The organism is Methylomonas koyamae, assembly GCF_001644025.1.
In the GTDB taxonomy this organism is placed as follows: domain Bacteria; phylum Pseudomonadota; class Gammaproteobacteria; order Methylococcales; family Methylomonadaceae; genus Methylomonas; species Methylomonas koyamae_A.
In genome coordinates this window covers 1-25,245 of sequence record NZ_LUUK01000056.1, presented here as the reverse complement: position 1 = coordinate 25,245, position 25,245 = coordinate 1, and the positions used below count along the sequence as shown (strand labels likewise).

Genomic DNA, 25,245 nt, shown 5'->3' with positions numbered 1-25,245 from the left:
CGCCGGGTCTATCAATGGCTTAAACCAATCGGCATAAGCTTCCGGCTGAATCACGACCGGCATCCGGTCGCGTATCGGCGACACCGAGGTTTGCGCGACCGTGGCTCGACAGCCGGCATTAAACGTCGACGCTTAAGCCGTCCGAATTGGGCCAGGCCGTCAATACCGCATTGACCACGGTCGCCAACGGGATTGCGAAGAACACGCCCCAAAATCCCCACAAGCCGCCGAAAAACAGGATCGCGACAATGATCGCGATCGGATGCAAATTCACCGCCTCGGAAAACAGCAAGGGCACCAGAATCACGCCATCCATCGCCTGCACCACGGAATAGGCGACGAACACGTACATAAAATGGTCGCCGTTCGCCAAGCCCCATTGCAAATAGGCCACCGCCAGTACCGGCAGCGTCACCAGCGTGGCGCCGATATAGGGAATCACCACCGACAGGCCCATCAAGACCGCCAGCAGCATCGCGTAATTCAGATCCAGCCACCAAAACACCAGAAAACTGACGGCCCACAAAATGAAGACCTCAACGAATTTACCGCGCACATAGTTGGCAATCTGTCTATCGACTTCCCGCCACACCCGCAGGCTCAAATGCCGGTCTTTGGGCAAGAACTGTTGAAACCAACTCAATAGGACGGCCTTATCCTTGAGCAGAAAAAACACCATCATCGGTACCAAAAACAGATAAATCACCAACGCGACCAAGCCGACGAAGGACTGCGCCGAACCGGAAATCAGATCCTGGCTGTATTTGAGTAAATCCTGCTGAACCGAAAACATCAATTGGCGAATCCGCGCCTCGGTAATCAACTCCGGATGACGCTCCGGAAACCGCATGATTTCGGCTTCCGCGCTATGTATGAAGTCGGGAATGTGCTGGACCAACTGTACGGTTTGTTCCGAAACGACCGGGACGAGCACGAACAACACGAAGCCGAAAACGGTCAGAAACGTGAAATACACGAGATGTACCGCCACGATGCGACTGACGTTCCGCTCGACCTTGACCACCATGCCCTCGAGCAGATAGGCCAACACGATGGCAACGAATACCGGCATCAGCAAACCCAACAGGCTGTAGATCAAGACTGAGCCGACCAATAAAATAATGGCCAACGATACGGCTTGCGAGTTAGGCAAAATCCGCTTAATAAGCCGCGTCAGCAATCGGGAATTGGCGTGGTCGCCGTATAGCATCATTCAAAGTCTCCAGACGACGGCCGCAACCGCCACCGCGATCGGAAACCGCCTAGTAATGCGGAAAAGAAACAGTACGGCCTGTTTGGCGCCGGTCGAAACTCGATCAACGCGTCAAGGCCAAGATTTGCGCGGCGATCCGTTCCAGCGGCACGACGTGATGAGCCGCTCCTAGCCGATAAGCTTCGCCGGGCATCCCCCAAACCACGCTGGTGGCTTCGTCCTGTACGATATTGACGGCGCCGGCGTCTCGCATTTCCAACATGGCCTTGGCACCGTCCGCGCCCATGCCGGTCAACATCACGCCGATCGCGGCCGAGCCGGCCTGCTCCGCCACCGACTTGAACAAGACTTCCACCGACGGCTTATGCCGATTGACCGGCGGCCCGTCCAACAAGCGGCAAACCCAGCCGTGCCGTTCCAGCGCCACGGCCAGATGGCGATCACCGGGAGCGATATAGATATGCCCCGCCATTACTGGTTCGCCGTCGTTGGCCAGGCCAGCCCGCATCTCGGTCGCATCGTTGACGTGTTTCGCAAACGACGCGCTGAAGGCAACCGGTAAATGCTGTACGACCAGAATCGCCGGCGCGGTACTGGGCAAACCGCCGACCAGCAAGCGCAACGCTTCTGTACCGCCGGTCGACGAGCCCAACGCGACAATTTTGCGAGACGACGCCGTAAACCGCCGGCCGGTCTCCGAGGATAGCGCCGTCGCGGGCTCCGCCGCGCGCGCTCGATTGACATCCCACACCTTCATGTTCGCTTTTGCAGCTGTTCTTATTTTGTTAACGATTTCATCGGCGTATTGCCGCAGGTTTTCGACACTGTTCAATTGCGGTTTGGTAACGAAATCCACCGCTCCTAGCGTCAGCGCCGCCATGGTCGCCTCCGCGCCTTGCGCGGTCAAGGTCGAAATCATCACTACCGGCATCGGCCTGAGCCTCATCAAATTACCCAGGAAGGTCAAGCCGTCCATCCTAGGCATTTCAATGTCTAACGTTAACACATCCGGATTTAGCGTCTTGATTTTTTCCCTGGCTTCGTAGGGATCGCCGGCGGTACCGATCACTTCGATATCGTCGACTTCTCCGACGATTTTTGCCAATAGCTGCCGAATCAATGCCGAATCGTCGACGATCAATAATTTTATTTTCTTCATCCGATCACCCTGTGAACAGTTCGACACTACCTTCCGGCGCCATGCCGTTGACAATTTGCTGGTAACTGGATTCGCGCCGCACGATCGTATCGTTGGTCAATTGCTCGAGATTTTTCAGCTTCACCGAGCCGGTACGCGGATCGAAAACAATCTTGCGCGGAAACACGCCGCCCAAATCGTAGGACACCAATGCCATGCCTTCCCGCTCGACATAGGCCAACACGAATTCGACATTGCTAACGCCAACGCCGCCAAGATTGGCGACGACGCTGGCGCCGCCGAACAGTTTGACTTGCAGGTCCCGCCGACATCCGCCATAGCGCAATACCCCGTTGATCAAAAACTCCATCGCGAAATTGCCATAACGCGAGGCGCGGCTGAGACAACGTTCTTCGGGAGAGACAAAGCGAGCATGGTCGGTGTGCGGCAACATGAAATGATTCATACCGCCGGCGCCGGTGCCAGGGCAGTAAACGCAAGCCGCGACGCACGACCCCAAGACCGTCGTGATCAGCTCGGCCCGGTCGGTAACGTAATAATCGCCGGGCAGCAACTTGGCGGCTTGTATCCCGCGCTGGCGGTCCCAATAGCGATTGATGTGTTCGAACCCTTGAATCGGCGCCAACGCCAAGGTGTCCGCCGTCATCGTTCCGGCTTCCGGTAAACCGTCTGTCCCAACGCTTCGAACCCGGTATCGAGCTGGTGTAACGACTCGGAATGACCGATGAACAAATACCCACCGGGGCGTAGCGCTTGCCAATAGCGTTTTGCCAAGGCTTCCTTGGTGCTTCGGTCGAAATAAATCAGCACATTTCGGCAAAAAATCAGATCAAAGCCGCTCAGCTCCGGCCAATCCCGCATCAAGTTGAGCTGGCGAAACTCAATGGCCTCGCGCAACTCGGCCTTGACCCGCACTCTACGATCTTGCCGACCGACCCCTTTTTGAAACCACTGCTTCAATCGTCGCTCGCCCAAGCGCGCGACCGCTTCGAGAGGATAAACTCCGGCGGCGGCCGTCCGTAAAACCTGGGTATCCAAATCGGTCGCCAGCACTTGAAACCGCCAATCGCCCGGTAAATGTTCGTGCAGCGTCATTGCCAACGAATACGCTTCCTCGCCGGTCGAACAGCCGGCCGACCAGGCACTCAACGTTTTACGCCCCACGGACTGCTTACAGATTTGCGGTAGGGCTTGTTTAGCCAGAAATTCGAAATGATGGTTCTCGCGAAAAAACGCCGTGAGATTGGTCGTCACCGAATTGATGAATTCGGTAAATTCGAGGTCGGGATGGGCACTCAAATAATCCACGTAAGACCGAAACGTCGACAAGCCCAAGGCCCTCAAGCGTTTGGCCAAGCGCGAATAGAACATATCGAACTTGTCGTCGGGCACCTGGATGCCGGAATAATCTCGAGACAACTGCCGGAGTCGGTCGAAATCGGCGCGCGTGTAGGCAAATTCGCGCTGGCTATCGCGCACAGGCCATGGATTATCGGTCAAATCCAGCTCCCGACCGGTTTAGAAAAAACCGGCGTAAGCCTGGTCGACCTCCAACAACTCGGCAATGCCGAGCAATCGAGCCGCCTCGACAAAACGGTCCGACGGAAAATCGAAACTGACTTGCTTGCCGGCATCCAGTGCGGTCCGCTTCAACACCAACAGTAGTTGCAAAGTCGCGGTATCGACCATACTCACCGCCGACGCGTCGATTTCAATGGCCTCGGCGTCCGCCAGCGCCGTCAAAAGCCGCTCATACAAATTGCAAACGTTCTGGATGCTTTGCACCGCCTCCAATGCAATACGCGTGGCATGAGCCATCGACATTGTCGCGCTATCGGCAACGCCGTCGGCGTCGGCTTCCGCCAAAACCGGCTGCTTGGGTTGCGGGATAGCCAATACCTCGCTCGGTTCGGACGATTTGGCCACGCCGGGCTCGCGCAACCAAGCCAGAGGGTCGTAACCGATCAAACTGGGTTCGTGTTTATCCGCCATCAGATCACCGTTCCGGTCAAAAAGTCACGCGCCAACGCGTTAAAATCCCGCGCCGAGCGACAACCCGGCCGGTACTCGAAGATCGTTTTGCCAAAACTTGGGCATTCCGCCAAGAATGCGGTCTCGCGTATCGGCGTCGCCAGAATCTTGCCGCTGAAATACTCGCCCAAGGTCCGCAACACATCTTGCGACAAGCGCCGCGTCGGCACGTAGCGGGACATCACCAAGCGCAGCAAGTAATGTTTATTTAACGCCGCCTCGAATTTCAGCAAAGTCCCCATCAAGTGCGACAAACCCTGCAAGGCCAGATAATCGCTGGTCATCGGTATCAAAATCTCGTCGGCGGCCATTAACGCATTCGCCACCAGAATGCCGGACGACGGCGGGCAATCGATGAACACCGAGTCGATCTCCGTCAGGCTATTCGCCAGCGCGATCGCCAGCAAATCGCCACGGTGAGTTTCACCCTGGCTGAGCTGTTCGATTTCTTGCAAGCGCGGCCCCGGCGGTATCAACCACAAATTTTCCCGCGCCTGGACCGCGCAACCGTCCAGATTAGCGCCGCCCAACATTGCTTCATCGACGCCGGGCCGATTGTTGGACCTGACGCCCAACGATACCGAGAGATGGCATTGCGGGTCCAAATCGATCACGGCTATCCGTTGACCCATCCGAGCCAAGGCGTGGCAAAGATTAACCGCGGTCGTGGTTTTGCCGACGCCACCTTTTTGATTCAGGATCGCGACGATGCGCCGACTCATGACGCGGCGCCGAGACCGACGAATTCTTCCGGGTCCAGTAATTTATCGACATTCAGGACCATCACCATGTGCTGCTTGGCCACGTAGATTCCGCGCATGTAGCGGGTATCGATCCGCGCGCCCAGATTCGGCGCTGGTTTGATCTCGGCGGGATCGACATCCAGCACATCGGAAACCGCATCGGCAATGACGCCCATCACCACTTGGTCGTGCGCGGCGGTCTCCACGCATGCCACAATCACCACCGTGGTCGGCGTGTACTCCGCTCGCTCGATTCCGAAGCGAATCCGTAAATCGACGACCGGCACGATCATGCCGCGCAAGTTGAGCGCCCCGACGACGAAAGCCGGCGTATCCGGCAGTTTGCGCACAGGTTCCCAACCGCGAATTTCCTGGACCTTCAAAATGCTCAGCGCATAGGCATCGCCGGCCAACTCGAATGTCAAAAATTGTTCGATATTGCGGTCGGTCGCGTTACTGTCGTTCATATTGAATTGGAAGGTTAAGGCCGCGATGACAGGCTGCAATTAGAAGTCTTGCCATTCGTCGTCGTCGCTCGCCGGTTTAAACGCCGGAGAAATCGGACGCTTGCTGAAAGCCGGCGCGGCGTTATTCGCAATGTCGGGCGTTACCGCGGACTTTTGCGGCGTGTTCGCCTGCCGCTGCTGGCGCTCGTCCAGCTTAAAAAACGACAACAGTTCTACCATGTTCATCGACAAATCGCTCATCGATACGCTGGCCGCCGAAGCTTGCTCGGCCAACGCGGCGTTTTGTTGAGTGATCTCGTCCATTTGCGCCACGGCTTGGTTCACTTGAGCAATGCCGGCCGATTGTTCGGCACTGGCATTCGCTATTTCGGCGACGATATCGCCAACCTTTTTGACGCTGGCGACAATTTCGACCAGAGCCTTACCGGTTTGATTGACAAAATCGGTCCCGACCCGAACTTTTTGCACGCTGGACTGAATCAGTTCCTTGCTTTCCCGCGCGGCGGTAGCGCTACGTTGCGCCAGATTTCTAACTTCAGTCGCGACCACCGAGAAGCCACGGCCTTGTTCGCCGGCTCGGGCCGCTTCCACCGACGCGTTCAACGCCAGTAGGTTGGTCTGGAACGCAATTTCGTCGATAACGCCAATGATGTCGGCGATTTTATTGCTGCTTTCGTTGATATCCTGCATGGCCTTGACGGCGGCGCTGACCACGTTTCCGCCCTTCTCGGCGAGTTCTCTGGCGTTGTCCGCCACCAGATTCGCCTGCTGGGCGTTCTCCGCGTTGTTTTTGACGGTACTGGTCAATTCTTCCATGCTGGCCGCGGTTTCCTCCAGGTTTGCGGCCTGTTGTTCGGCGCGTTGCGACAGATTATTGTTGCCGCTGGCGATTTCCCGCGACGAATTGTTGATGAAGTTCGCCGACTCGGTAACTTCGCCGAAGATGTCGCCCAACTTATCGATCGTGCTGTTGATGTCTTTCTTACAGGTCAGGTAGACCCCCTGATAATCGCTGGTAATCCAGTTACTCAGATCGCCTTCGGCCATGCTTTTCATCGTGCTGCCGACTTCTTCGAATACCCGTTCGATCACATCGGTCAGGTCGTTGATTTCTTGGCTTAACTTGGCGAAAAAACCTTGTTTGTCGTCGAGGGCCAAGCGCTTATCCAGTTGTCCGGTCTTGACACTTTGAACGATGGCCTCGATCTCCCGTTCGACCTTGACCTCGCGCGTGCGATCAAGCCATTCGACCACGACACCGATACGGGCGCCTTCGTCGTTAACCACCGGATTGGCGACGATATTCATATGCCGGCCACCGATGACCAATTGCGAGCTAAAGGTTTGCACCAAGCCGGCCATTAATCCGCGCTGGTGCGCCGGGTGTTGGTGGAACTGATCGATATTGGCGCCCAGCAAGGCGTCCGCGTCGAAATTCGGCAATTGCCGACGAATATCGGCCTCCGCGTTTTTGAACATGGCCTTGACGGTGTTATTCATATAGATGATGTCCAAATCGTTATTGGCCACCATCACGCAAGACTCGACATTGTCCAAAGCCTGTTTGATGCGGGTGGCTTCGTAGGCGACCTGCTTCGAGTAAGCCAAATCGGCGATCAGTTTGACTTGGGTGGTATACAAAGCCCGGTTGAACGCGCCGATCTGATCGTTGCGGTTCAACTCGATCTCGTTCCGGAATTGGTCGTCGGCCAAGCGGTAACAAATCCGCGTCGACTCGCGTAAATGTTCGAGAATGCGGCGTACCGCCGATACACCTATCCAACCGCCAACCGCCATCATCGCGCCTGCCGCGGCCGCCATCGGGTATTTTTGCTCGGCAATCGCTTGCGCAAGCCAAATCAGCGTGGGCAAGGCCAATAGCAAGCCGGCGATCGCCAATTTAGTACCGATACCGATGTCGGCCAATTTCGCCCACGCCGCCCGCAAGCCAACCGGCCGGATCGAGGCCTGCTTGTTCGCCAATTTTTCATAGAACGCTTCGGCCTGATTGATTTGCTCGCGACTGGGCGCATAGCGAACCGACAAATACTCGTGGACTTTACCGTTCTTCCGGACCGGCGTGACATTGGCTTCGACCCAATAAAAATCGCCGGACTTGGTGCGGTTCTTGACCGGCGCGGTCCAAGGGAGGCCCGCTTTCAGGCATTGCCAAAGATCGGCGAATGCCGCCTCCGGCATGTCGGGATGGCGAACCAGATTGTGGTTGGCACCGATCAATTCATCCCGACTGAAACCGCTGATTTCGATGAACGCTTCATTGGCGTAAGTGATGATGCCTTTTAGGTTGGTCCGCGTCACCAGCACCGTACCCGGTGTCATCGTGACTTCGCGGTCGGTCACAGGTTGGTTCACTCTCATTGCAATTTCTCCGTTGAAATTCGGCCTTGCGCGTCACGGGGTCCGACCATCGTCGGCGTCTTCCAAACCTTCAAGCTTTAACAATCGATCGACATCGAGCAACATCACCATCTCGTTACGCACCGACGCGAGTCCTGCGATAAATTCGGTACTGACCTTGGTGCCGAAATGCGGCGCGCTTTGGATTGCATTTTTTTCAACGTCAACGACATCGGATACCGCGTCGACGACCACGCCCATGATTTTTATCGCGGCCCCTACATTGACCTGCAACACGACCACGACCGTCATCGGGCCGACTTGTCCGGTACCCAGCTGAAAGCGCTCGCGCAAATCGATGATGGGTACGATGGCGCCTCGCAAGTTGACGACGCCCTTTTCGTAAGACGGTACGTTGGGTATCCGCGACACCGGCTCCCAACAGCGTAGTTCCTGAACCCGCAGAACATCGACGCCGTAACGCTCGTCGCCCAAAACGAAAGTCAGAAATTGCCGAATATCGCCGGCCTTATTGGCGGCCGTAGGCGTGGCATCGCTCATATTGCCTCCATTAGCATGCGTAAGTTTCGCTCATTGATTGGCCAAGGCGACCAACCCCGGAATATCCAGAATGAGCGCTACGGACCCGTCACCCAGAATCGTCGCGCCGGATATGCCGTCGATCCGCCGATAATTGGCTTCCAGGGACTTAATCACCACTTGTTGCTGGCCAAGTAGATCGTCGACAAACAGACCGCAGCGCACGCCGTGACTTTCCACGACCACCAACAACCCGTCGGTCAATTTGGTCGCTTTGGCGCCCGGCACCTGAAAAATTCGATGTAGGCGAATGATCGGCAGATATTGGCTGCGCAGGTGGAAGGTCTCGCCTTTGCCGGCTACCCGATTGACTCTGTCTTCGCTGATATTCAACGATTCGACGATCGCACCCAGCGGCAGGATGTAGATCTCGTCGCCGACCGCTACCGATTGACCGTCCAGTATCGCCAAGGTCAGCGGCAAATAGATTGCGAAGGTGGAACCCTTGCCCAATTCCGAAGCGATTTCTATATTGCCGCCCAAGGCTTGAATATTACGCCGCACCACGTCCATGCCGACGCCCCGCCCGGAAATATCGGTCAACTTGTCCGCTGTCGAAAAGCCGGGCAGGAAGATCAGGTCGTACAACTGCCGTTCGGATAGCGCGGCGTCCGCGCCAATCAATCCTTTCTCCACCGCTTTGGCGCGTAGTTTGGCGCCGTCCAAACCTTGGCCGTCGTCTTTGACTTCGATGACAATATTGCCGCCGCGATGATAAGCCTGTAGCGTAACGGTGCCTGTCTCCGGTTTGCCGGCCGCCAGACGAACCTGGGGCATTTCGATGCCATGGTCCAAGCTGTTGCGAACCAAATGGACCAAAGGATCGGCCAATAACTCGACCACGGTCTTGTCGACCTCGGTGTTTTCGCCGATCAGCTTCAATTCGATTTTCTTGCCGAGTTTAGTGCTTAAATCGTGTACCAGGCGCGGAAAACGGCTGAACACAAAACTGACCGGCAACATCCGAATGTTCATGACGCTTTCCTGCAACTCGCGGGTATGGCGTTCGAGTTGAGTCAATCCGTTGCGCAATTGGTCCAGTTTGCCGGCCTCGAAGCGCTCGCCGACCAAACTGAGCATCGATTGGGTGATGACCAATTCGCCAACCATGTTGATCAAATGATCGATTTTCGCGATATCCACCCGAATCGAACCCGCGCTCTTCGCGGCGGGCTTAGCGTCTTCGTGAGCGGTCGGCTCGGCGCTGTTAGGGATGATTTGGAAAGGCGCCGCTTGGATCGTCTTGACCGCCTCCGCTTCACCCTGCCGCTGCTCGGCCACGACAGCAGCCGAATCGTGTTTTAGTAACGGGTAGATGGCCAGATCGCAATCATTTTCCACCCAATCGAACACCTCGGCGACATCATCCCGCCCGACATTGCCGGTTAACGTCAACTTCCAGGACAGGTAGCATTCCTCGGGGTCCAAATCGAAAAAATTTGGCACGCCCCGCAAATCGACGGCAACCTTCAAATCGCCCAAACCGGCCAATTCGCGGAACATCCGTACCGGCTCGTTGCCGGTTTTCAGTAAATGCCGATGCGGGCTGAACGCGATCGCCCAAGCGCTCCCCGGTAAATCGGCCGCGTCGGCATCATTGGGTAGAGACAAGGCCGGTAAGCCACTGCCAGCGTTTGGATCATCGGAATGCGCACCGGCCAATTCGGCTTCCAACACGGCTTTGGTTTGAGCGATGCGCGCGTGATCCAACGGCTCGGCGCCTTTCAAGCGGCCCAGCATGTCTCTTAGGCAATCGACCGATTCCAACAATGCCCTCACCGTCCCATCGGCGACTTGCCGACGACCGTCGCGTATTTCGTCCAGCAAGGTTTCCATGACGTGAGTAAAGTCGGAGACTTCGGTGAAGCCGAATGTGCCGCTACCGCCCTTGATCGAGTGGGCCGCCCGGAATAGGGTATTGATCGATTCGGCGTCCGCCGAACCAACATCAAGGCTTAACAACCCGGATTCCATGACATCAAGCCCTTCGAAGCTTTCTTCGAAGAAGACTTGATGAAACTGGGACATGTCGATAGTCAACGGCGCCTCGCAGACAGCGGCTTAACCCAAAACCTTTTGGATCGTTTTCAACAACTGCTCCGGATTGAACGGCTTGACGATCCAGCCCGTCGCCCCTGCCTCCTTACCCAGTTGCTTCTTATCCATACCGGCCTCGGTGGTCAGCATCAGCAACGGCGTATATTTGTAGTTCGGCAGGGCGCGCAAGTCCCGGATCAGCTGGATACCGTCCTTGTTCGGCATGTTGACATCGGTGACAACACAATCGAAGGCTTGGCTCTTGGCTTTATTGAGTCCGTCGACGCCATCAACCGCTTCCACGACGTCGTAACCCGCCCCTTTCAAGGTAAAACACACCATTTGGCGCATGGATGCGGAATCGTCCACAGCAAGTATCGAGGTCACTGAGATTTCCTCCAAATTAAAGATTTTGTCATCCGCCGTTCGCAACCCGGCGAAACGTTTTATCGCCTGGAATAGGCGAGCCGGCGATCTTAGAAGTCGGTTGACAGTATAGTTAACCGAAACAAAGTTTCCGGCGAAACTCATGGGCGCTCCTGATCATTAGCTGAATTTTGCGAAGATGTCGCCAGATAAACAAACAAAACCGGCTATCGGCCTGATTACTCGAATTGGGAAAAAGCCCATTCGCCATCGAAGTAAGTACCTGATCGACCGTAGGCGTTGACGCTCGCAGTCGCTAAGGTCTTACCGTTTTGCCTCAAGCTTGAGGACAGTTCCGCTTGCGAACGGACCTTAGGGCCAGCCAAGCCTGTATATTTCTGTGATCGACACCGCATTTAGTCGTATCAATCACGCCACCCAACCTACTACTCTGCATCAAGATCGAGCATTAACTAACTGATTGAATTCACGTTACAAATTCACCACTTTTGTTGCGAATAAACATATTGAAAATCTTATCGAAAGTCTTGACACTTAGCGCCCGCCGACCTGATTGGCGGTGATTTCGAGTCATAACCCTAAGTAAGTGGAGGACAATATGAAAGTCGTGTTGATGCTGTTTGCCGGATTCTCGATTGGCGCCATATTAGCGGTCGCCGCGATTCAATTGGTGCGCGCACTCTATCTGGAACTCTCGGCCTTTTTCTCTGAAGCTTGGCACAGCGCAGATACGCGTTAGCCACCCGCACTGACTTGAGATAGAATTCGATTCGGCAGGCCTGCTCACCGATATGCCGGCCGCCCTCACCGCTTAGCGGGCGTCGTATAACGGCCATTACCTTGGCTTCCCAAGCCAAAGACGTGGGTTCGACTCCCATCGCCCGCTCCAAGCCGCCTAGCTCAATAGATCGAGCGCGTTGACTTTTGAAACGCTAGCGTTCGAGGTTCGGCATTTTTTACGCGGAAATGTCGCTTTCGTTGGACCGGTGCGGGTCGCGTACCGAACTCCTCAAATCATTCTCCGCTTCATCTACGCGTAGCTTGGCAACCACGGATTCGCCCACGACACTAGACGCTAGCGAGTCGTGGCAACTATTCTCGGTTTGCTCGGAATTGCCGACAAGCTTACACATTCTAATGCGTTCGAAATAAACCGGCGCCTTACCGCCGTCGGACTTGATATCAACGCCCCATTTTTCGGGGGCCTAAATCTGCTCCCCGCGTTCCCTAGCTCTCAACAGCGTCGCGGCGTGACGGATGTTCCAGCCCTTTGCCCCAGTAATTTCCTCCAAAAACCTCGGCTTGCCGACAATCCCCTTGCTCGGAGTGGTAACGCGTAACGAAAGTCTTGCCTGGAAAATCGCTGGCTGCTCGCGGGCAGACTCGTAGCGAAACGTCCTTGAGTGCCCCAAAATCTCTACGGTCTACTGAGCTATTATTCTTGTTAGAATCGCTCCAGCCATCGCCACACCGGGAGACTTCGGGATTGTTATCGACACTGCGCTCCAATGCGAAATGCCTGTCGCTGTTGTTTGTGCTCTGGTGGCAGATGGCCGCCGGACAGCCGCGCATTGCGGTCATCGTTCACCCGGACAACGGTTTCGCCGACATGTCGCGCAAGCAAATCGTCGACATCTATTTAGGCCGGTTGGTGAGCCTTCCCAACAACCGCATCCCTCTGCCGCTGGACCAGCAAGGCGGCTCGCCGTTACGCGAGCGTTTTTACGAAACGCTAACCGAAAAGCCGTTGGCGCAAATCAATGCCTATTGGGCTCGGCTGATGTTCAGCGGCCGCGCCACGCCGCCGCGCATGTTGCCGGACAGCGCCAGCGTGCTGGAAACGGTATCCCAAAACCGCGACGCCATCGGCTATGTGGAAGACGACAAAGTCAGCCCGTCGGTACGGGTTCTGTTTTATCTTGAATGATCGGGAGCCCAGAGATGAAAACCAACACGCTACCCCGAGTCGCGGCGGTCGGACTACTGTTCGCGGCGGGTATTCGAGCGGAATGGAATATCGACCTTAGCGACGAATCCCGGCTGCGCATCAGCGGCTTCGGCACATTGGGTCTGGCGACCAGCGATCAATCCCAAGCCGAATTGACGCGCGACATCGCCGATCGCGAAGGCATTAGCAGCAACAGTTCGCCGCTATCGGCCGATAGCCGTCTGGGGCTACAGATCGACGCCATTATCAATCCACGCTGGTCGGCTACCGTGCAGGCGGTTTTGAAGGACAGACCCTCGCAAAGTATCGAGGAAAGCCTGCAATGGGCCTTCATCAGTTACCGGCCGGACAGCCATTGGCAGTTGCGGGTCGGCCGGGTCGGCCTGGATATGGGATTGGTATCCGACCAACGCAACATCGGCTACAGCTACCTATGGGTAAGGCCGCCGATCGAATTTTACGGTCGTTTGCCCTTGTTTCATTTCAACGGCGGCGATGCCAGCTACAGCTTCGACGTCGAAAATCTGAATATCAGCATCAAGGCCTTTGCCGGCGAAGCCTCGCCGTATTACCCCGCCCGGCCGGATTACAACATCAATATCGCTCCGCTGTGGGGCGGCAACGTGAATTTGCGCTGGCAGGACTGGCACGCTCAAATGTCCTACGTGGGTACCGAATTGCATAGCGACCATCCCGGACTAACCGAATTGCGGCATGCGATCGATCAACTGGGCGCGGCCGGTTTTTATCCGGACGCCAACAATTTAAGCAGCCGCTACATCCTGCGCGGCACCCAGAATCACTTTCTGTCCGCCGGCTTGGGTTACGAAGGCGATCCGTGGCGGGCCCAACTGGAATTTGGTCATCTGTTTCACGGCAACGGCTTTGTTACCGACCTTTACATGATTTACGCCACCGTCGGTTATCGGCTGGGTTCGGTCACGCCGTTCATCGGCTACAGCAGTCTGTGGCCGTCCGAGAAACGGCCGCAATTGCCCAGTCCTCTGCCCGCCCCCCGTCTGCAAGCCGCTGCCGAAACCCCGTTCTTAGAAGCCTATTCCAACCAGGAAACCTTATCGCTAGGCGGACGTTGGGACTTTTACAACAATCTGGCGTTGAAATTACAGTACGATCTGGTCCACGTCCGCAATCATAACGGCATTGGCCTATGGCATGCGCAGGCGGCCGGACTGCCGGCCCCCGCCGAATTTTCCAATCTGTTTTCGGCGACGCTGGACTTCGTGTTTTAACGGCGAAGCGCTCTCGCCGCACTTTTCAAGCCGTCGCCATGAAAGGTCACGTCGTCCACAGCCTGAAAACCCGTCTGTCGATTCGGGTATTCCTTGGCATGTTGGTTCTCAGCGCCGCGATTGTGTTGGGGGCTTATATCCTGACTTTTGAAGGAGCCGAACAGGACGCCAGACAACAAACCGGCGAATTGCTGGACGCCATGGAATATTCGGCCGCGATCGCGTTGTATGCCAGCGATGCGCGCATCGCCGACGACGTGGTGCGCGGCGTTCTGCGCGGCAGCTTCGTGGCCTCGGTGCGCTTAGCCAACGACACGGGTCTGGATGTCAAGCTGGCCAAGGCCCCGGACGCCCCAAACCAACCGATAATCGCACGGGCATTAAAATCGCCGTTCGATAACAACGAAACGCTAGGTCAGTTGCAAGTCGCCCTGCATCCGCCGGCGATTCATCAGCGTGCCGCCGCCAGCGCCAGAAACATGGCACTGGCGCTGGGTGGAATCGTCTTTTTCCCCACGCTGCTGTTTTGGGTGGCAATTAGCCGGCTGGTAACCACGCCTTTACTGAAATTGTCGGCGCAACTGGCCGCCATCAAGCCCGGCGACCAACAATGCTTGAGCCTGAGCGGCGACCGCCAGGACGAGCTCGCCGGGCTAACCCAAGACATCAACGCCTTGTTAAGCGCCGTATCGGTTTCGATGCGGAAAGAACGCCGGCTCCGGCAACACGTCGAAGCCCTGGAAAAGCAGTACGAAGCGATTTTTACCCAAGCCTCCACCGGCATCCTGCTGCTGAACCCGGACGGCCAATGTCTGATCGCCAATCCGGCGGTCAGTCTTCTATTCGAAGATTGGCGGCATGCGGTGGACAGCGTGTTCTCGCTGTTACCCAACTGGGAAGTTCAATTGTTTTCGGAACCCGACGAATTTCGAGCCTTGCTGGTGCAAGCCGCATTGACCCAAATTCCGCAGGCCATGGATTTACGCTTGCAACGCCAGAACGACGAAGTCCGAGAGTGGATGCATTTGCTGGTGTCTTGCTATCCGCATCCGGAACACAAACTGGTCGCCGAATGCCTGTTTATCGACATCAGCCAACGCAAACAGCAGGAAGACGAAGCGGTATTTCAATCGCATCACGACATCTTGACGCAACTGTTGAATCGGCGCGGCTTGGAAGCCCGCCTAAACCTGAATTACGCGGCCAGGGAAAACGACACGCTGTCCTTGCTGTTGCTGGACCTGGACCGCTTCAAGCAAATCAACGACCGCTGGGGACATTTGGCCGGCGACCGGGTGTTGATCGAAGTCGCCAAGCGCATGAAGAATTTGGTGCGCGGAGCGGACCTACTGACCCGTTTGGGCGGCGACGAATTTTTGATTTGCTTGCGCCGGTCGCGCAGCGAACCCGCCTTGCACCAGTTTCTGTTGCGCTTGATCGAAAGCATCAGCGCCGACATCGAAATCGAAGCGACCGCTCGAGATTACGTGGGTGCCAGTATCGGCGTCGTCGAATACCCCAGGGACGGCACCGATTTGGTCAGCCTGTTGCACAAAGCCGATATCGCGCTGTACGAAGTCAAACGCCTGGGCCGTAACGGCTACTGCCTGTACGGCGACTGCGGCTTGTCGCCGGTAATCATCGCTCGAGAAGACACTGCCGAATAAGCGCCCGAGAGCGGTTAAATGGCCGATCCCGCGGCGTTGCTCGACCGCTTTTTTAGCCCCTAGCCACACTCGTTACCCGACCGGCCATCGCGTACGATACCGCCGCCGGCTGGGCCTGCGAGCTGTTTTCGTGTTTACCGACGGTAGCCGCTATAATGTCGGGCTTTTTCGACTTGTCCCAGCCGAAATTCGCTACGCGACTGACGCCCATGAATTTATTACTAAAATACCTCTCATCCTGCTGGTTTCTGAACGACCCGACCGAACTGACGCCGCCTAAGTCGTTCATGTGGAAGAACGTGACCTTTTACTTTATCTCCGGCTGCATCGTCGAAGGCTTGATCGCCGATCCGGCCGACGGCACCCTGGAAGTGACCGGCCGCACCATCATGGCGTTTAGCAGCGTGGCCTTGCTGCTACTGAAGGAAAAGCAATGGCCGCGCTTCAGCCAGTTGTACACGTCGATTTTCGTCTGCGAAAACTTCATCATGACTCTAGCGGTGGCCGCCGAAGGCCTGGACTTTTGGTTGGTGATGAAACATTACCCCTACCGCGAGGAAGTCGGCATCGGCCTCGCGGTATTTTTGGTCATTTGGTATATCGCCATCGTCAGCTACATCTTCCGGCGCTTTTTTACCTACCCCACCGGCACCAGTGTGGCCTTCGCGTTCAGCTATTTCGTGATGACGTACGGCATCCCGATGTTGCTGATGGACATCTAGGATTCCGAGTGCTAAACCTCGGTTTGGCGTTACACAAACGCCGTCATTTATTCGCTTGGCGTTAGCCTGGCAAAGACAGGATAATGCCGGCCTTTTTCATCTGATTTGCGGTTCATGGAATTCAAACTCAAAACCCACGACGGCCAAGCCCGCCGCGGCCAATTGACCTTCGCGCGCGGCGTGGTCGAAACGCCGATCTTCATGCCGGTCGGCACCTACGGCACCGTGAAAGCGCTGACCCCCGAGGATTTGGAAGCGCTAGGCGCGCAAATCATCCTCGGCAACACTTTTCACCTGTTACTGAGACCCGGCATGGAGGTGATGAAGGCGCACGGCGATCTGCACGACTTCATGCGCTGGCAAAAGCCGATTCTGACCGATTCCGGCGGTTTTCAGGTGTTCAGCCTGGGTGCGCTACGCAAGATCAGCGAGCAAGGCGTGACGTTTAAATCGCCGGTTAACGGCAGCAAGATTTTCATGGGACCGGAGGAGTCGATGCAGGTGCAACGGGACCTGGGGTCGGACATCGTGATGATTTTCGACGAGTGCACGCCCTACCCGGCCACCTATCAGCAAGCCGCCGATTCGATGCGTCTATCCCTGCGCTGGGCGGAACGCAGCAAGCGCGCCCACGAAGGCAACGATTCGGCCCTGTTCGGCATCGTGCAAGGCGGTATGTTTCCCGAACTGCGCCGCGAATCGATCAACGGGTTGACCAACATCGGCTTCGACGGTTACGCGATCGGCGGCCTATCGGTCGGCGAACCCAAGCACGAAATGCTGGCGACGCTGGACGCGATCATGCCGAATATGCCGCAAGATACGCCGCGCTACTTGATGGGCGTCGGCACGCCGGAAGATTTGGTGGAAGCGGTGCGGCGCGGCGTGGACATGTTCGACTGCGTGATGCCGACCCGCAACGCCCGCAACGGCCATCTGTTTACCCGCTACGGCGTCATTAAAATCCGCAATCAGCAATACCAGTTCGACACCCGGCCGCTGGACGAGAATTGCAACTGCTACACCTGCCGCAATTACTCGCGCTCGTACCTAAAGCATCTGGACAAATGCAAGGAAATGCTCGGCGCGCGCCTGAACACCATCCACAATCTACATTACTACCTGGAATTGATGCAGGGCATCCGTGATGCAATAGAAGCAGGAAGATTCGACGAATTCGTCAGGGCGTTTTACGAGTTGCGCGGCGTAACCATGCCGCATTGATTGCGGTGTGTAGGGGCGGCGTTTGCCGCCCCTACTCTCGGTGTTTGCTCTGTCAGAGCACGGACCGAAACGGCCCGGACCAACCTTATCTTATTCTTGATCCAGCCCGAACGCGGTGTGCAGTGCACGCACCGCCAGTTCCAGATATTTCTCGTCGACGACTACCGAAATCTTGATCTCCGAGGTCGAAATCATCTGAATGTTAATGCCTTCGTCGGCCAGTACCTTGAACATGGTGCTGGCGATGCCGGCGTGCGAACGCATGCCGACGCCGACGATGGACACTTTAACAATCGTGTTATCGCCGATTACCGCAGTATTGCCGCCCAGTTCGACGCGTAAGCCCTCCAGGACTTTTTGAGCGCGGGCAAAATCGTTACGGTTGACGGTAAAGGTAAAGTCGGTGGTGCCGTGCGCGGAAATATTTTGCACGATCATGTCCACTTCGATGTTTTCGGCGGCGATCGGTCCCAGGATTTTCGACGCCACGCCCGGCAGATCGGGTACGCCGGTCAACGTCAGTTTCGCCTCGTCGCGATTGAAGGCAATACCTGAGATTAACGCTTTTTCCATTTCTGATTCCTCGTAGGTGATAAGCGTGCCGTTGCCTTCCATGAACGAAGACAACACACGCAGTTTGACGTTGTATTTACCGGCGAATTCGACCGAACGGATTTGCAGGACTTTCGAACCCAGGCTAGCCATTTCCAGCATTTCCTCGAACGTGATCCGGTCCAGCCGGCGGGCCTTCGGCACCACGCGCGGATCGGTGGTGTACACGCCGTCAACGTCGGTATAGATATGGCATTCGTCGGCTTTCAATGCCGCCGCCAATGCCACGCCGGTGGTATCCGAGCCGCCGCGGCCCAGCGTGGTGATATTGCCGTCCTCGTCCACGCCCTGGAATCCGGCGACGACAACCACCCGGCCGGCGTCCAGATCGGCGCGGATATTGGCTTCGTCGATCTCGCGAATCCGCGCTTTGGTGTGAGCGCTGTCGGTCAGAATCCGCACCTGCGGACCGGTATAGGACTTAGCCTCGACACCCAGGTGGTGCAAGGCCATCGCCAACAACGCGATCGTCACTTGCTCGCCGGTGGACAACAACACATCCAACTCGCGGTCGGTCGGTTGCACCTGCACTTCCTTGGCGAGCGCAACCAAACGGTTGGTTTCGCCGCTCATCGCCGACACCACAACGACGATTTGATCGCCCTTGTCGTGGGCTGCTTTAACTTTCTCGGCCACCGCCTTGATACGTTCCACCGTACCAACGGAAGTGCCGCCAAACTTATAGACGTACAATGCCATGTTTTCTTGCCCTTATTGGCTTTTTGAAATCGAATTTCTTGGCGAACCCTAAAGTCCGCCGCTTGATTTATCCGAGTTTGGTTTTGACCCAATCCGGCACCGCCGCCAACGCCGCGCCCAAATTAGATGGATCGTTACCCCCAGCTTGGGCCATATCCGGCCGGCCGCCGCCTTTGCCGCCGACTTGGGTGGCGACGAAATTGACCAACTCGCCGGCCTTGACCTTGTCCATCGCATCCTTGGAAACACTCGCGATCAGGCTGACTTTATCGCCGCTGACGGCAGCCAATACCAGTGCGGCGCTGCCCAGCTTGTTTTTCAACTGATCGGCCAAATCGCGCAAAGCTTTCGGATCGACGTCGTCGAGTTTGACGGCCAAAACCTTGACACCGTTGACGTCGACCGCCTGGCTGGTCATCTCGTCGCCGGCCGAGCTGGCCAGTTTGGATTTGAGTTTTTCCAGCTCTTTTTCCAGGCCGCGAGTTTTTTCCAGCAACTGATGGACTTTGTCGGCGGCTTTATCCGGCGCGGCTTTCAGCAGACCGGCGATGCTGAGCAAGGCCTGTTCGCGGTGGGCGATCCATTCCAGCGCGCCTTGGCCGGTCACCGCTTCAACGCGGCGCACGCCGGCGGCGACGCCGGTTTCGGTGATGATTTTCAGCAAGCCGATGTCGCCGGTACGCTGGACGTGGGTGCCGCCGCACAGCTCGGTCGAGAAATCGCCCATCGTCAACACCCGCACTTCGTCGCCGTATTTTTCGCCGAACAGTGCCATCGCGCCAGCCTTGACCGCCTCGTCCTTAGCCATGACTTGCGCGCAGACTGCGTTATTGGCGCGGATTTGCTGGTTGACCAAACGCTCGGCGGCGGCGATTTGCTCGGCGGTCATCGGCTCGAAATGCGAGAAGTCGAAACGCAGCCGTTCGGCATTGACCTGCGAACCTTTCTGGGCGACATGCTCGCCCAACACCGCGCGCAAGGCGGCATGCAGCAAGTGAGTCGCGGAGTGGTTACGTTCCGTGGATTTGCGGATGTCGGCGTTGACGCTGACTTCGCAAGCCATACCTTCGGCAATCACGCCTTTGACCACTTTGCCCTTGTGCAGGAACAACTGGCCGCCCTGCTTTTGGGTGTCGCTGACTTCGAAGGTGCCGCCCGTGCATTCGATCAAGCCGCTGTCGCCGACCTGACCGCCGGATTCGGCATAGAACGGGGTTTGGTCCAGAATCACGACGCCTTCGTCGCCGACTTCCAGGCTTTCCACCGGCTGACCTTTTTTGAACAAGCCGATGACTTGCACCGAACCGTCCAGATGCGAGTAACCGGTAAATTCGGTGACGCTGTCGTGGCGAATGTCCTGGTCGTAATCGGCCGCGAATTGGCCGCCGGCCCGAGCCCGGTCGCGCTGCGCGCTCATTTCCACTTCGAAGCCGGCGTGGTCCACGCTGAGGTTATGTTCGCGGGCAAAGTCGGCGGTCAAATCCACCGGGAAACCGTAGGTGTCATACAGCAAAAACACCACGTCGCCGGGAATCACATGCCCATCCAGCTTGGCGACGCAGTTTTCCAGGATGCGCATGCCCTGGCCCAGGGTTTCTGCGAAACGCTCTTCTTCCTTCTTGAGCACCCGCTCGACCTGTTCTTGCGCCTTGACCAATTCCGGATAGGCTTCGCCCATTTCGGCGGCCAGCGGCGCGACCAATTTGTAGAAGAACGTATCCTGTATGCCCAGGCGGTAACCGTGGCGGATCGCCCGACGGACGATGCGGCGCAACACGTAGCCGCGACCTTCGTTGGACGGTAACACGCCGTCGGCCACCAAAAATGCGCACGAGCGAATGTGGTCGGCGATCACCCGCAACGAGCTGTTGGTAAGATCGGTCGTACCGGCCAATGCAGCGGCGGTTTTGACCAGATTTTGGAAAATGTCGATTTCGTAGTTGCTGTGCACGCCCTGCATCACCGCAGCGATGCGTTCCAGGCCCATGCCGGTATCGACCGACGGCGCCGGCAGCGGCGTCAGGTTGCCGTCCTTGTCGCGCTCGTACTGCATGAACACCAGGTTCCAGATTTCGATGTAGCGATCGCCGTCTTCGTCCGGACTGCCCGGCGGGCCGCCGGCGACGTGCTCGCCGTGGTCGTAAAAAATCTCGGTGCACGGGCCGCACGGGCCGACATCGCCCATAGCCCAGAAATTGTCCTTGGCGCCGATGCGCGAGAAGCGGGTCGGATCGATTTTGACCTCTTCCAGCCAGATCGCTTCGGCTTCCGAGTCTTCGTCGAACACCGTCACCCACAATTTGGCCGGCGGTATGCCCATTTCCTTGGTCAAAAAGTCCCAAGCAAAATGGATCGCATCGCGCTTGAAATAATCGCCGAAGCTGAAATTGCCCAGCATTTCGAAGAAGGTATGGTGGCGAGCGGTATAGCCGACGTTCTCCAGATCGTTATGCTTGCCGCCGGCCCGCACGCAACGTTGACTGGTCGCGGCGCGGCTAAAGTCGACTTTCTCCCTCCCCAGAAACACGTCCTTAAACTGCACCATGCCGGCATTGGTGAACAGCAAGGTCGGATCGTTGCCCGGCACCAAGCTGCTGGACGGACGCACGGCATGGCCGCGTTGGCGAAAGAATTCCAAAAAGGCGGCGCGGATTTCGGCGCTGGTCATGTTTTTCATGGTGGTTAGGTCGTTAATGTTTATATTCTTCAAAAATATTCGTTCGTTGGTCGAGTTTGATTCTCGCATTTAGCCTTTCGAGGTTTACCCTAGGACTAATCTAAGGCTCGCTAATATGATTCAACGTTACAAATTCAACGGCTACGCGATCATTGACTCTGCCGCCCATGTCGCTCATTGTCCAATCGGGTTTGAATATTGGTCGGATTGCGGCGACAATCCAATACCGCAAAAACCGAAACAAACTCGCTATCGAAGGTATAGTAAATCGCATAGGGGAAGCGCTTGGCCAACAGCCAATAAAAATCGCCAAACTTTTTGGGATGCACGCCGGCATATAGCGCCAAAGAGTCGATATCAGCAGACAGCGAGTCTAAAAAGTACTGACCGACACCCTTTTGCTGTCGTTCGTAAAACTCGAAACCGTCCAACAAATCAAACTTGGCATTGTCAAAGATGCGAATTTTCATCGAATCCTATCTTGAATTTCCTTTTTTGCCTCGTCCCAATCGGTAAACCCCACCAAGCCGGCTTTCGCCAAACGCGTTCTCTCCATCAATATTTCACCATGCCAATCAGGAGATGAATATTCAGCGGCCTGAATGGATAAGTCATTCCATAAAGCTTCCATCGCGGCAATTTTCTCGGCGACCGACATTTCATTTAATGGTAGCGTCACTTTCATATTCTCTATCCTTTAATGCAACAACATACGGTCGTACTTAGTTACCAACTTCCGTTATCCGAGCTATTACCATCGCTTCACTATTCGGAGTCAAGAACTCCGCATTTTAATCTTCAACACCACAAACACCCGCTTAATCGTCTCGCCGCTAAAGCCGCGCTGTTGCAAGAACCGGCTGCGTTTGGCCCATTCGTTGGGCGGCAGCGAGGTTTCATCGCCGTATTTGCCCGCATAAACATCCAAGGCCAGATTCAGCCAACCGCCTTGTTCCTCGGCTCGCGCATCCAGATCGGCGTCGGCAATGCCGCGCTGCTGCAATTCGTAAGCGATCCGCAGCGGCCCGTAGCCCTTGGCGATCCGCTCGCGGATATAGCATTCGGCGTAGCGCGCGTCGTTTTGCCAGTTTTGCCGGCTCAAATCGTCGATCACCGCCGCCACCTCGTCGCGCTCGAAACCGCGCATCGCCAGTTTGTCCAGCAACTCGCGGCGGCTGTGCTCGCGGCGCGCCAGCAAGCGCACGCAGATGGACTCGATGCGTTGGCGGCGTTCCAGCGGGTTGGCTATCGATTCGTCCGTCATTCGGCGCGGGCCGCAAAATGCGGACATTATCACACAGATAGCCGCCCCCTTAAACCGGCATACCGGCCCGATGCGCGCGGGCGCGGCGACCGGGCAGCGGCTATAATCGCGCTAGCAAACTTCGGGAGGCGGCTGATGAAGCTGAAAGATTGGTTCGAACATTGGGGCTTGACCAAGATCAAGCTGACGGCCGGCTTTTTCGAATCGGAATGGCAGGCACAAACCGCCGACCAGGACGCGGCCTGGGAACTGTACGTGGAACTGCTGACCCGCATCGTCACCCAGCCCTTGCCGGACCGCGACGGCGACGAGCAAGCGGCGCTGAACAGCGTGCACAGCCTGTTTGGCATCACCCGCGAGATTCTGCGCCGCCAGGGCCGCAACTGCGAGCAATTCAGCAAGGTGGCGATCGTGGTCTTAAACCAAATCGTCCGGCCGTTTACCGCGAAATGGCACAAGCTGGCCTTGGCCGGCGCCTTCGACCAGCCGGAACGCTGCCGGGAGTTCCGCGCCGAATTAAAAACGCTGCAACTGGATTTGTTGATTTACGCGAAAGCGCTGGCGGCGATCGCCCAAGTGGAAGACTTGACCGCGGCGGCCTTCGACGACCCGGCTGGCCGGTAAAAAATCGCGAGAGGCCTGACGGCCGCTCGACAACGCAAAAACCAAAACCGAAAAGGGTAAAAGGACAAAGGGCTTAGGGTAAGTCCTGGGCTAGACGGAAGCCGAGGAAGTTGAATCGGTATTCCGGACTGTTCCAGAGGCGGTGAGCCGAACGGAGAGAGGCCATGCTATTGCCCCAGGAACCGCTCCGGATCACTCGCCGGCCGCCGTCGCCAGCCACCCAGGCCGGGCCGTCGTTAGGCGCGCCTTGGTAGTTTTTGTGCCAAGTATCCTGCAGCCACTCCCAGACATTGCCGGTCATATCGTGCAGACCGAATGGATTGGCAGGCTTTAGCCCGACCTCTTGAGTTTTGCCGCCGGCATTCTCGGCGAACCAGGCATAGTGGTCAGCCAAACCGGCATCGTCGCCCCAGAAAAATTCGCCGCGACTACCTGCGCGGCAAGCATATTCCCATTCCGATTCGCTGGGCAGCCGGTAGGGTTGGCCGATCGTTTCCCGCAGCCAAGCGGCATAATCCGCGGCATCTTGCCAACTGACATTGATGGCCGGTCGCCGCCCATGTCCCCAGCCTTCGTCTTGGGGCTTGACACGCCCGGTTTGTTCGACAAAAACGTCGTACTCGGCGAAGGTCACCGGGTATTTGCCCAACTTAAAAGGTTTGGCGAAGGTCACAGTGTGAATCGGTTTTTCGAAATTGGATTGCTCTCCACCCATCTGAAACGAGCCGGCGGGGATTATGATCATTTCGGGTTCGATGACCCAATCGGGGCTATGTGCCGTCCCAGGGAGAACCGATGGCAGGGGTTCGAGCGCCACCGTCGGCAGCAAATCCTGAATGACCTCGCATAACAGCTTCAGCCCGGCTGACTCGTTATCGCCGTGCCAATCGAGCAAGTTGGCGGCTTGAATGCTGCGAAAACCCAAAGGTGGCTTCACGTCGTCCAGCAAGCACGGCACCAATATTCCCCGCTCGCGCCCCTCGTCGGCCTCCTCCAGCACCCAGTGCGAATCGATCGAAGACTTAGACCATGCCACCACCATGCAAGAGCAGATACTCAATTCGGTTTCTATCTTCTGCCGCCAGGTTTTGCCCGGAGGTGTGGTGCGGTCATAAAACACCGACCAGCCGCGCGCGCTCAATGCGGCCGCCAACGGCTTGATTCTTGCCAAATCGTTCTTCTGATAGCTTAAAAAAATGTCGGCCACGTCGTCCTTAATGTTTCTGATTAAATTTTCTGTCAAATCCTAAAGTATTGCGAATACCAACCCGAAACATCCAAATCACAGGTGAAGTCGCATTAGTAAAGTAGTAAAAATCGGCGCGGATTTTCGTCCAGTCTGCCAAGCCCGCGCGTGGCTAATATCTCGGAAAACCGGAGCGACCGCAAGACCGGGCGATGCGTTGGGTGTGGGGTGGAAGTTCGCCTGGCTTGCGGCATTGGTGCTGTCGTGGGGGTGGCCTGTTCCCTTCGACTCCGCTCAGGGAACGGCGCTCTAACCGGGGAACGCCCCCAACCAAAACCAACCAAAACCAACCAGGACAAACTAGGGGCTGTTGCCGT

The 25,245-nt window shown here is 56.7% G+C and carries 24 protein-coding genes and 1 tRNA gene; 8 read left to right on the top strand and 17 right to left on the bottom strand.

Annotated elements, in window-relative coordinates:
• Positions 1-118: 118 nt before the first annotated feature.
• The 11 genes from A1355_RS05540 to A1355_RS26015 all read right to left on the bottom strand — a co-directional run bounded on the left by A1355_RS05540 (position 119) and on the right by A1355_RS26015 (position 10,995).
• A complete protein-coding gene (locus tag A1355_RS05540; protein WP_064025821.1) occupies positions 119-1,213 on the bottom strand; it encodes an AI-2E family transporter in 1,095 nt (364 codons plus the stop codon).
• A 103-nt stretch (positions 1,214-1,316) separates the two neighbouring features.
• Positions 1,317-2,372 carry a protein-glutamate methylesterase/protein-glutamine glutaminase gene (locus tag A1355_RS05535; protein ID WP_064025819.1) on the bottom strand — a complete coding sequence of 352 codons (1,056 nt, stop codon included), beginning with the start codon at positions 2,370-2,372 and terminating at the stop codon, positions 1,317-1,319.
• A 4-nt stretch (positions 2,373-2,376) separates the two neighbouring features.
• Entirely contained in the window at positions 2,377-3,018 is a 642-nt protein-coding gene (locus A1355_RS05530; protein ID WP_064025817.1) for a chemotaxis protein CheD, read from the bottom strand.
• Positions 3,015-3,872, bottom strand: a complete 858-nt coding sequence (locus tag A1355_RS05525) for a CheR family methyltransferase (RefSeq protein WP_231883572.1) — start codon at positions 3,870-3,872, stop codon at positions 3,015-3,017. The genes A1355_RS05530 and A1355_RS05525 overlap by 4 nt, the downstream gene beginning before the upstream one ends.
• 18 nt (positions 3,873-3,890) lie before the next feature.
• Complete coding sequence (locus tag A1355_RS05520; RefSeq protein WP_064025813.1) at positions 3,891-4,364, bottom strand: STAS domain-containing protein; 474 nt, start codon at positions 4,362-4,364, stop codon at positions 3,891-3,893.
• Entirely contained in the window at positions 4,364-5,125 is a 762-nt protein-coding gene (locus A1355_RS05515) for a ParA family protein (RefSeq protein WP_064025811.1), read from the bottom strand. Before A1355_RS05515 ends, A1355_RS05520 begins: the two co-directional genes overlap by 1 nt.
• Positions 5,122-5,613: a chemotaxis protein CheW gene (locus A1355_RS05510; RefSeq protein ID WP_064025845.1), complete on the bottom strand. Its 492-nt coding sequence runs from the start codon at positions 5,611-5,613 to the stop codon at positions 5,122-5,124. The genes A1355_RS05515 and A1355_RS05510 overlap by 4 nt, the downstream gene beginning before the upstream one ends.
• Before the next feature lie 39 nt (positions 5,614-5,652).
• Positions 5,653-7,992, bottom strand: coding sequence for a methyl-accepting chemotaxis protein (locus A1355_RS05505; protein WP_064025809.1), 2,340 nt, complete (start codon positions 7,990-7,992; stop codon positions 5,653-5,655).
• 33 nt (positions 7,993-8,025) lie between these two features.
• Positions 8,026-8,532 (bottom strand): chemotaxis protein CheW, encoded by a 507-nt coding sequence (locus A1355_RS05500; protein ID WP_064025807.1) that lies wholly within the window; start codon positions 8,530-8,532, stop codon positions 8,026-8,028.
• 30 nt (positions 8,533-8,562) lie between these two features.
• Complete coding sequence (locus A1355_RS05495) at positions 8,563-10,611, bottom strand: chemotaxis protein CheA (RefSeq protein WP_064025805.1); 2,049 nt, start codon at positions 10,609-10,611, stop codon at positions 8,563-8,565.
• Positions 10,612-10,632: 21 nt separating this feature from the next.
• A complete protein-coding gene (locus A1355_RS26015) occupies positions 10,633-10,995 on the bottom strand; it encodes a response regulator (RefSeq protein ID WP_064025843.1) in 363 nt (120 codons plus the stop codon).
• Between the two features lie 598 nt (positions 10,996-11,593).
• Between A1355_RS26015 and A1355_RS25045 the strand changes: the two genes are divergently transcribed.
• The 7 genes from A1355_RS25045 to tgt all read left to right on the top strand — a co-directional run bounded on the left by A1355_RS25045 (position 11,594) and on the right by tgt (position 17,806).
• Entirely contained in the window at positions 11,594-11,734 is a 141-nt protein-coding gene (locus A1355_RS25045; protein ID WP_157197760.1) for a hypothetical protein, read from the top strand.
• A 75-nt stretch (positions 11,735-11,809) separates the two neighbouring features.
• Positions 11,810-11,884: transfer RNA gene (locus A1355_RS05485), tRNA-Gly, on the top strand.
• A 597-nt stretch (positions 11,885-12,481) separates the two neighbouring features.
• Complete coding sequence (locus A1355_RS05480) at positions 12,482-12,922, top strand: hypothetical protein (protein WP_231883571.1); 441 nt, start codon at positions 12,482-12,484, stop codon at positions 12,920-12,922.
• 14 nt (positions 12,923-12,936) lie between these two features.
• The gene (locus tag A1355_RS05475; protein ID WP_064025801.1) at positions 12,937-14,193 is read left to right on the top strand and encodes a hypothetical protein; all 1,257 of its coding nucleotides are present in this window, start codon (positions 12,937-12,939) and stop codon (positions 14,191-14,193) included.
• A 38-nt stretch (positions 14,194-14,231) separates the two neighbouring features.
• A complete protein-coding gene (locus tag A1355_RS05470) occupies positions 14,232-15,860 on the top strand; it encodes a diguanylate cyclase domain-containing protein (protein WP_064025799.1) in 1,629 nt (542 codons plus the stop codon).
• Between the two features lie 209 nt (positions 15,861-16,069).
• Positions 16,070-16,582, top strand: a complete 513-nt coding sequence (locus A1355_RS05465; protein WP_064025797.1) for a hypothetical protein — start codon at positions 16,070-16,072, stop codon at positions 16,580-16,582.
• A 114-nt stretch (positions 16,583-16,696) separates the two neighbouring features.
• Complete coding sequence (tgt, locus tag A1355_RS05460) at positions 16,697-17,806, top strand: tRNA guanosine(34) transglycosylase Tgt (RefSeq protein WP_064025795.1); 1,110 nt, start codon at positions 16,697-16,699, stop codon at positions 17,804-17,806.
• Between the two features lie 90 nt (positions 17,807-17,896).
• Here tgt and A1355_RS05455 read toward each other — a convergent pair whose 3' ends face one another.
• The 5 genes from A1355_RS05455 to A1355_RS05435 form a co-directional block, all read right to left on the bottom strand.
• A complete protein-coding gene (locus A1355_RS05455) occupies positions 17,897-19,117 on the bottom strand; it encodes an aspartate kinase (protein ID WP_064025793.1) in 1,221 nt (406 codons plus the stop codon).
• A 67-nt stretch (positions 19,118-19,184) separates the two neighbouring features.
• Complete coding sequence (gene alaS, locus A1355_RS05450) at positions 19,185-21,785, bottom strand: alanine--tRNA ligase (RefSeq protein ID WP_064025841.1); 2,601 nt, start codon at positions 21,783-21,785, stop codon at positions 19,185-19,187.
• A 158-nt stretch (positions 21,786-21,943) separates the two neighbouring features.
• On the bottom strand, positions 21,944-22,264 hold the full coding sequence (locus tag A1355_RS05445) for a hypothetical protein (protein WP_064025791.1): 321 nt from the start codon (positions 22,262-22,264) through the stop codon (positions 21,944-21,946).
• Positions 22,261-22,479, bottom strand: coding sequence for an addiction module protein (locus tag A1355_RS05440; RefSeq protein ID WP_064025789.1), 219 nt, complete (start codon positions 22,477-22,479; stop codon positions 22,261-22,263). Before A1355_RS05440 ends, A1355_RS05445 begins: the two co-directional genes overlap by 4 nt.
• 90 nt (positions 22,480-22,569) lie before the next feature.
• The gene (locus tag A1355_RS05435; RefSeq protein WP_064025787.1) at positions 22,570-23,058 is read right to left on the bottom strand and encodes a regulatory protein RecX; all 489 of its coding nucleotides are present in this window, start codon (positions 23,056-23,058) and stop codon (positions 22,570-22,572) included.
• A 135-nt stretch (positions 23,059-23,193) separates the two neighbouring features.
• On the opposite strand from A1355_RS05435, the gene A1355_RS05430 reads away from it, so the two are divergent.
• The gene (locus A1355_RS05430) at positions 23,194-23,682 is read left to right on the top strand and encodes a hypothetical protein (protein WP_064025785.1); all 489 of its coding nucleotides are present in this window, start codon (positions 23,194-23,196) and stop codon (positions 23,680-23,682) included.
• 73 nt (positions 23,683-23,755) lie between these two features.
• Here the strand turns inward: A1355_RS05430 and A1355_RS05425 are convergent, their stop codons facing one another.
• Positions 23,756-24,925, bottom strand: coding sequence for an SUMF1/EgtB/PvdO family nonheme iron enzyme (locus tag A1355_RS05425; RefSeq protein WP_082885373.1), 1,170 nt, complete (start codon positions 24,923-24,925; stop codon positions 23,756-23,758).
• Positions 24,926-25,245: the final 320 nt, after the last annotated feature.